General features: G+C 63.5%; 6 protein-coding genes. 5 read left to right on the top strand and 1 reads right to left on the bottom strand.

The features are described from left to right. A partial coding sequence (locus tag CGX12_RS09755; RefSeq protein WP_254918254.1) for an aconitase family protein occupies positions 1 to 920 on the top strand: 920 nt, incomplete at its 5' end. Between the two features lie 435 nt (positions 921 to 1355). Here the strand turns inward: CGX12_RS09755 and CGX12_RS09750 are convergent. Next, positions 1356 to 2045: a GntR family transcriptional regulator gene (locus tag CGX12_RS09750; protein WP_094039696.1), complete on the bottom strand. Its 690-nt coding sequence runs from the start codon at positions 2043 to 2045 to the stop codon at positions 1356 to 1358. Positions 2046 to 2159: 114 nt separating this feature from the next. Here CGX12_RS09750 and tcuA point away from each other — a divergent pair, with 114 nt between their 5' ends. The 4 genes from tcuA to CGX12_RS09730 all read left to right on the top strand — a co-directional run bounded on the left by tcuA (position 2160) and on the right by CGX12_RS09730 (position 6325). Then, positions 2160 to 3584 (top strand): FAD-dependent tricarballylate dehydrogenase TcuA, encoded by a 1425-nt coding sequence (tcuA, locus tag CGX12_RS09745; RefSeq protein WP_303396180.1) that lies wholly within the window; start codon positions 2160 to 2162, stop codon positions 3582 to 3584. Next, the gene (gene tcuB / locus CGX12_RS09740) at positions 3571 to 4749 is read left to right on the top strand and encodes a tricarballylate utilization 4Fe-4S protein TcuB (RefSeq protein WP_094039695.1); all 1179 of its coding nucleotides are present in this window, start codon (positions 3571 to 3573) and stop codon (positions 4747 to 4749) included. Before tcuA ends, tcuB begins: the two co-directional genes overlap by 14 nt. A 35-nt stretch (positions 4750 to 4784) precedes the next feature. Then, a complete protein-coding gene (locus CGX12_RS09735) occupies positions 4785 to 5789 on the top strand; it encodes a tripartite tricarboxylate transporter substrate binding protein (protein WP_094039694.1) in 1005 nt (334 codons plus the stop codon). Positions 5790 to 5851: 62 nt separating this feature from the next. After that, positions 5852 to 6325 (top strand): tripartite tricarboxylate transporter TctB family protein, encoded by a 474-nt coding sequence (locus CGX12_RS09730; RefSeq protein ID WP_094039693.1) that lies wholly within the window; start codon positions 5852 to 5854, stop codon positions 6323 to 6325. The last annotated feature ends 18 nt before the right edge of the window (positions 6326 to 6343 follow it).

Below are 6343 nucleotides of genomic sequence, written 5' to 3'. Positions count from 1 at the left end.
AGGGCCTGCTGACCGTGGCCAAGGAAGGCAAGATCAACGAATTCTCCGGCCGGGTGCTGGAAATCGAGGGCCTGCCCCAGCTGAAGGTGGAGCAGGCGTTCGAGCTGGCCGATGCCACCGCCGAGCGCTCCGCCGCCGGTTGTACCATCAAGCTGGACCAGGAGCCGATCGCCGAGTACCTGAACTCCAACATCGTGATGCTGAAGTGGATGATCGCCGAAGGCTACGGTGACCGGCGCACCCTGGAGCGGCGCATCAAGGGCATGGAAGAATGGCTGGCCAACCCGGAGCTGCTGGCCGCGGACGCCGATGCCGAGTACGCCCACGTGCTGGAAATCGACATGAGCGAGATCAAGGAGCCCATCCTGTGCGCGCCCAACGATCCGGACGACGCCCGCCTGCTGTCCGAGGTACAGGGCGAGCAGATTGAAGAGGTGTTCATCGGCTCCTGCATGACCAACATCGGCCACTTCCGCGCCGCCGGCAAGCTGCTCGACAAGTACAAGGGCCAGCTGCCGACCCGGCTGTGGGTGGCGCCGCCGACCAAGATGGACAAGGATCAGCTGACCGCCGAGGGCTACTACGGCATCTTCGGCCGGGTCGGTGCCCGCATCGAGATCCCGGGCTGCTCCCTGTGCATGGGCAACCAGGCGCGGGTGGCGGACAACAGCACCGTGGTGTCCACCTCCACCCGCAACTTCCCCAACCGCCTGGGCAAGGGTGCCAACGTCTACCTGGCGTCGGCCGAGCTGGCGGCGGTGGCGGCGATCCACGGCAAGCTGCCGACGGTGGCGGAGTACCTGGAGTACGCCCAGGAGCTGAACGCCACGGCGGCGGACACCTACCGCTACCTGAACTTCGACGAGCTGGACAGTTACCTCGAGAAGGCCGATACCGTGATCTTCCAGCAGGCCATCTAAACGCCTCCTCGGAACACGCTGAACCAAAGCCAGCCCTCGGGCTGGCTTTCTCTACTTGATGAAAAAGTCGTCTGTTTCACAGGCATGAGTCGGACAAAGGGCCAGCTCCGCCGACACGCTTCAAGCACATCCCTGTGTCGCTCGGCACATGCCGAATGTCGCGGAAACCGTCGGTATCGCCGCGCTGCGACTTGTCACTGGCAACTCGGTCGCGACGATACCTCCGGTGCAAGGCGCTTCGCGCCCCCTGGCATGTGACGGTCGGCGGAGTCGTTCCCTTTGTCCGTCTGTTTTGGAACTAGCGTTGCCTGTTCAGGTAAGTCCGAAGCTTTGTCAGCAGTCTGCAAAAGCCAGCCCGGAGGCTGGCTCTTTGACAAGGGTGATTTAAGCCGGTGCCGGCCTGACCCGCCTCACCATGACGTCCCGGTAATCCCCTTACACCTCCCGCTCGAACAACTCCCCAAGCCGTACCTTGTAGGCTTCCCGGATATGGTTGCGGGCGGCCTGCTCCGCCGCCGCCGCGTCACGCTGCTCGATGGCATCCACGATCAGGCCGTGCTCCCGGCGGGCCGCCTCGGGCCGGCCGGCCTTGGCCAGGGTGGTGGGGCCGAGCAACATCATCGACTCCTGCAGGGAGTTGAGCATCTTCAGCAGGTAGCGATTGTGGGCACAGCGATAGAGGGTGCCGTGAAACAGCCGGTTGTTCTTGACCAGATCCGCCGGCTCGCTGAACTGGGCGTCCCGCTCGCTGATCTCCCGCAGGAAAGTGATCTCCACCTCGGAAGCATGGCGGGCGGCCAGGAAGGCGGCGGTACCTTCCAGCACCTCCCGCATCGCATACAGCTCGTTGATCATGGCGTGGTCCAGCTCGGTCACTATCATGCCCCGGCTGGGGTCATTGGCCACCAGGCCCTCCATCAGCAAGCGGTTCAGCGCCTCTCGTACCGGCGTCCGGCTCAGGCCGGTACGGGTGGCCAGATCCGCCTCCCTCACCCGGGTACCGGGCGCCAGGGTCCCCTCCTTGATGGCATCGAGAATAAAACGATAGGCGAGTTCGCTGCGGGATTCGCCCCGCTCGCTGGTGGCGTCGTCCAGGGGTTTGGGTGTTTTTTTGGCTGTGGACATAAGCGTCGGATCACAAATTGAACATGTCGGGATAATACCAAGTGATACCGCTGTTGTCATTTTGTGTACCAATGTATACATTTGCATTCATCGGTATTCACTAAGGAACCCAAGATGATGCAAGAGACCCATCAGGCAACGGCGGACTGGCTCAAGGCCAGCTACGACGTGCTGGTTATCGGCGGCGGCAATGCCGCCCTGTGCGCCGCCCTGTCGGCCCGCGAGCAGGGCGCCCGCGTGCTGCTGCTGGAAAGCGCGCCCAAAGCCTGGCGCGGCGGCAACAGCAGTCATACCCGCAACCTGCGCTGCATGCACAAGGCCCCAACCGCGGTGTTAAACGACGCCTATCTGGAAGAGGAGTTTTTCGAGGACGTTTGGCGCGTGACCGGCGGACAGACCGACGAAGCGCTGGCCCGCTTTGTCATCCGGGCCTCGGAAACCTGCACCGACTGGATGAGCGGCTATGGAGTCCGCTTCCAGCCGTCCCTGGGCGGCACCCTGCACCTGGGCCGCACCAACGCCTTCTTCCTCGGCGGCGGCAAGGCCCTGGTCAATACCTACTACAAGGCGGCGGAGCGGATGGGGGTGACCATCGTCTATGAAGCCGAGGCGCTGGAGCTGGCCTTTCAGGGCAACCGTTTCGAGCATGCGGTCGTCCACTGGCAGGGCGACAACCACAAGGTGAGCGCCCGCTCCCTGGTGGTGGCTTCCGGCGGCTTCGAATCCAACCGGGAGTGGCTGGAAGAGGCCTGGGGCCCGGTGGCCAGGAATTTCCGCATTCGCGGCACCCGCTTCAACCAGGGCAAGATGCTGCGCGCCCTGCTCGACAACGACGCCCTCGCCATCGGCGATCCCACCCAGGGCCACGCGGTGGCCATCGACGCCCGCTCTCCCGAATACGACGGCGGTATCGTGACCCGGGTCGACTGCGTTTCCTTAGGCATAGTGGTCAACAACCAGGGCAAGCGCTTCTACGACGAGGGCGAGGATTTCTGGCCCAAGCGCTATGCCATCTGGGGTCGGCTGGTCGCCGGCCAGCCCGACCAGATTGCCTATTCCATCACCGACGCCAAGGCGGTGGGCCGCTTTATGCCCTCGGTCTTTCCCCCGGAGCAGGCCAATACCCTCGAGGAGCTGGCGAGGAAGCTGAATATTCCGGTGCATCCCCTGCTCAATACCGTGAAGGAATACAACGCGGCGGTGCAGCCCGGCGACTTCGATCACAGCGTGCTCGACAACTGCCGCACCCGGGGAGCCAGCCCCGAGAAGACCCACTGGGCGCAGACCATCGACAGCCCGCCCTTCTTCGGCTACCCGCTGCGCACCGGCATCACCTTCACCTACCTGGGCGTGCAGGTGGACAAGACCGCGAGGATGAAAATGAACAGCGGCGACATGGCGGACAACGTGTTCGCCGCCGGCGAGGTGATGGCCGGCAATATTCTCGGCAAGGGTTATGTCGCCGGTTTCGGCATGACCATAGGCACTGTATTTGGACGTATAGCCGGCGCGGAGGCCGCTCGACATGCAAAAAATTGATGTACTGATCCAGGAAGCGGACAAGAACCTGACCATCTGCAACGCCTGTCGTTACTGCGAAGGCTTTTGCCCGGTGTTTCCGGCCATGGAGCGGCGGCAGCATTTCGAGGCCGCCGATATCAACTACCTGGCCAACCTCTGCCACAACTGCAGCGAGTGCTACTACGCCTGCCAGTACGCGCCGCCCCATGAATTCGGGGTCAATATTCCCCAGTCGCTGGCGAAGATAAGAAAAGCCTCGTACCAGCACTATGCCTGGCCCGGCCCCTTCGCCCGCCTGTTCAATAACAACGGCCTGGTTGCCTCCCTCGCCCTGGGCCTGGGCGCCAGCTTTATCCTGCTGCTGTTTCTCGCTCTGAACGGCGGTCTGGGGCAGCTGTTCTCCGGCCATCATGGCGGGGATTTTTACGCCTTCTTCCCCCACAACACCCTGGTGCTGGCCTTCGGCAGCGTGTTCCTGTTCGCCATGCTGGCGCTGCTGATGGGCTTCCTCAACTTCTGGCGCGACAGCGGGGAAAAGATAAGGGATCTGGGTCACCTTTCCGCCTGGCGGCAGGCCTGGTCCGACGCCCTCAGCCTGCGCCACCTGCATGGCCAGGAAGACCGGGGTTGCACCTATCCGGACGACAACCATTCCCACTGGCGCCGGTATTTCCACCACTTCACCGCCTATGGCTTCATGCTGTGCTTCGCCGCCACCGCCACCGGCACCCTGTTTCACTATGTGCTGGGCTGGAGCGCCCCCTACGGCTTCTTCAGCCTGCCCAAGCTGCTCGGCACCCTGGGCGGCCTCGGCCTGCTGATCGGCCCCGCCGGCCTGCTGTATCTGAAGCGCAAGCGGGATCCCAATACCGCCGATCTGGAGCAAACCGGCATGGACATCGCCTTTATCGCCCTGCTCTGGCTCACCGCCTTTACCGGCCTGCTGCTAATGGTGCTGCGGGAAACCGGCCTGCTCGGGCTGATGCTGGTGATCCACCTCGGTTTCGTGATGTCGCTGTTCCTCACCCTGCCCTACGGCAAGTTCGTGCACGGCCTCTACCGCCTCGGTGCCCTGCTGAAAAATGCCCTGGAACAACGCCGGGAAGAGCAGGGGGTAGCCCTGGTCAGCCAGCCGCGCGAGAGCGGCGTCAAGTTTTACCAATCCATAAAAGACAATAAATAACAGGAAGTTACCAAACCAACCATGGAGGCAATAACATGACTATCTTTTCCGGCATACTGAAAAAACGGACCTCGGCCGGCTTGCTGGCGGCCCTGCTGCTGCCCGGCGCGGCCCTGGCGACCGAGCCCGCCTGGCAACCGGGCCGGGCCATCGAATATATCGCGCCGGCCAACCCCGGCGGCGGCTGGGACACCCTGGCCAGAACCACGGCCCGGGTGATCATGCAGGAGCGGCTCAGCCCCCAGAGCTTCGCCACCATCAACGTGCCCGGAGGTGGCGGGGCCGTGGCCTGGGCCCAGATAGCCCGGGATAGCAAGAACTCCCACAAGCTGTTCGTGACCAGCCCGCCCCTGATCCTGGTGCCGCTGGCGGGGATGTCCCGCTACGACCATGAGGATTTTACCCCCATCGCCCGGCTGATCACCGACTCGGCGACGGTGCTGGTGCGCAAGGACTCGCCCTACCAGACCCTGAATGACCTGCTGGATGCGCTGCGTGAAAACCCTCGGCTCAGCATCGGCGGCGGCAGCGCGCCCGGCTCATTGCACCACGTTTCCTTCGCCGGCCTGGCCATGGCCGCCGGGCTGAACGCCCGGGAGGTGAACTACGTTTCCTATTCCGGCGGCGGCGAGGCCATCATCAGCCTGCTGGGCGGGCACATAGAGGCGGTCAGCGCCGGCATCGGCGAGTCCTCGGGGCAAATTGCCGAATCCGGCCAGCTGCGCGCCCTGGGCATCGCCGCCGAGGAGCGGCTGCCGGGCACCCTGGCGGATATCCCCACCTACAAGGAGCAGGGGGTGGATTACACCTTCGATATCTGGCGCGGTGTCATGGGTCCCAAGGAGATGCCGGCCGAGGCCGTGGCCTACTACCAGGACCTCTATGTACGCATGCTCAACAGCGACAGCTGGCAACAGGCCCGGGATCAGTTGTCCTGGACCGACGCCTACCTCGACAGCCAGCAATTCGGCATCTTCCTGGATCAGCAGAAGAAACAGTTCGGCCGGGTACTGGCCGAGCTGGGGCTCCTCAAACACTAAGCGGATGCGCATGGGCGGGGCTCCGGCGGGAGCGCCGCCCCTCAACATGGCGGAATGAGGCAATGAAACACATCAATAGCAACAGAGTCATCGGACTGATCATGGGGCTGGTCTCCCTGGGCTACCTGTGGATGGCCTTCCGGATCCCCACTTTTCCGATGCCAAGACCCATCGACTCCGACTGGTTCCCCACACTGCTGGGCGCAGCCCTGCTGCTGCTGTCCATACTGTTGTGCCTGGAAAAGCAGGCCACCCCAGTCAAACGAGAAAAGGCTGCGCAGCAGGACCCCAAGGCCAGGGAGCAGACCAGCCAGTTGCTGATCACCCTGCTCGCCATTGCCGGCTATGCCTTCGGCCTGGAATGGCTGGGCTTTGTCCTGGCATCCAGCCTGTTCGGCATCGGCCTGAACCACTGCTACGGCTACCGGCGCCACCTCATCAGTGTCGTGGCGACGCTGGCGGTGGTGTTGTCGCTCTACCTCATCATGACCCGGCTGCTCGAGGTGCATTTGCCTCGGGGCCTGTTACCGTTTTAACCACCACAACGAGAACTT

The sequence above is a fragment of the Zobellella denitrificans genome, from assembly GCF_002237365.1.
GTDB lineage: Bacteria > Pseudomonadota > Gammaproteobacteria > Enterobacterales > Aeromonadaceae > Oceanimonas > Oceanimonas denitrificans.
Note: the sequence above shows the minus strand (reverse complement) of the source record. Positions and strands in the feature narration are given on the sequence as shown.

Coding starts and splice junctions, on each gene's coding strand:
- CGX12_RS09750 (WP_094039696.1), bottom strand. CDS start 2,045: ATGTCCACAGCCAAAAAAACACCCAAACCCCTGGACGACGCCACCAGC.
- tcuA (WP_303396180.1), top strand. CDS start 2,160: ATGATGCAAGAGACCCATCAGGCAACGGCGGACTGGCTCAAGGCCAGC.
- tcuB (WP_094039695.1), top strand. CDS start 3,571: ATGCAAAAAATTGATGTACTGATCCAGGAAGCGGACAAGAACCTGACC.
- CGX12_RS09735 (WP_094039694.1), top strand. CDS start 4,785: ATGACTATCTTTTCCGGCATACTGAAAAAACGGACCTCGGCCGGCTTG.
- CGX12_RS09730 (WP_094039693.1), top strand. CDS start 5,852: ATGAAACACATCAATAGCAACAGAGTCATCGGACTGATCATGGGGCTG.